1 protein-coding gene is annotated in these 901 nt (G+C 73.7%); it reads left to right on the top strand.

Translation table 11 applies throughout. The features are described from left to right. Positions 1 to 901: FtsX-like permease family protein (locus tag A612_RS05315; RefSeq protein ID WP_019373504.1), on the top strand; the 901-nt coding region annotated here is incomplete at both ends.

Here is a 901-nt window from a genome sequence, read left to right as displayed (position 1 = left end):
AGCGCGCCACGCCGGCCGATGCGCCCAACCGCTTCGTCATCAACATCCTGCCGGACCAGGCGGCCGACTTCCGCGGGCGTCTGGCGGCCGCGGGTGTGGCGCGCTACGACTGGTATCCCATGTTCCGCGGGCGGCTGGTGGCGGTCAACGGGCGCGAGGTGCGCGCCCAGGACCACGCCGACGAGCGCACGCGGCGCATGCTCGAGCGCGAGTTCAACCTCTCGCACTCCGTCGAGCCGCCGCCGCACAACCTGATCGTCGGCGGGCGCTGGCAGGCCGATGAGTCCGGCGCCGTGAGCGTGGAGGAGGGCATCGCCAAGACACTCGGGCTGCGCCTGGGCGACGTGCTGCGCTTCGACGTGGCGGGCGCGCCGGTCGAGGGGCGCGTCAGCAGCCTGCGGCGCGTGGACTGGGGTTCGATGCGCGCCAATTTCTTCGTGCTGTTCCCGCGCGCGCAGATGCCGCAGGAGCTGCCCCTGACCTACCTTGCGGCCTACCGGGCGCCGCAGGAGGCGGCGGCCTTCGACGACGCGCTGGTGCATGATTTTCCGAACGTCACGAATGTGGACCTGGGCGCCACCCTGGCGCAGGTGCAGTCGGTGCTGGCGCAGGTCGTGCGCGCGGTGGAGTTCCTGTTCCTGTTCACGCTGGCGGCCGGGCTGGTGGTGCTGTTCGCTGCGGTGAGCGCCACGCGCGAGGAGCGGGCGCACGAGCTGGCGATCCTGCGCGCGCTCGGGGCGCAGGCGCGGTTGCTGCGGCAGGTGCAGCGCGCCGAGCTGGCGGGGGTGGGGCTGCTCGCGGGCGCGCTGGCCAGCGGCGTGGCGCTGGTGGTCGGCTGGCTGCTGGCGCGGCAGGTGTTCGGCTTCGAATGGGGCGCGCCGCTGTGGGTGCCGCTGGCGGG

It is taken from the genome of Melaminivora alkalimesophila, assembly GCF_000282995.1.
GTDB classification, from domain to species: Bacteria; Pseudomonadota; Gammaproteobacteria; order Burkholderiales; family Burkholderiaceae_C; genus Melaminivora; species Melaminivora alkalimesophila.
This window is presented reverse-complemented; position numbering and strand designations above follow the sequence as displayed.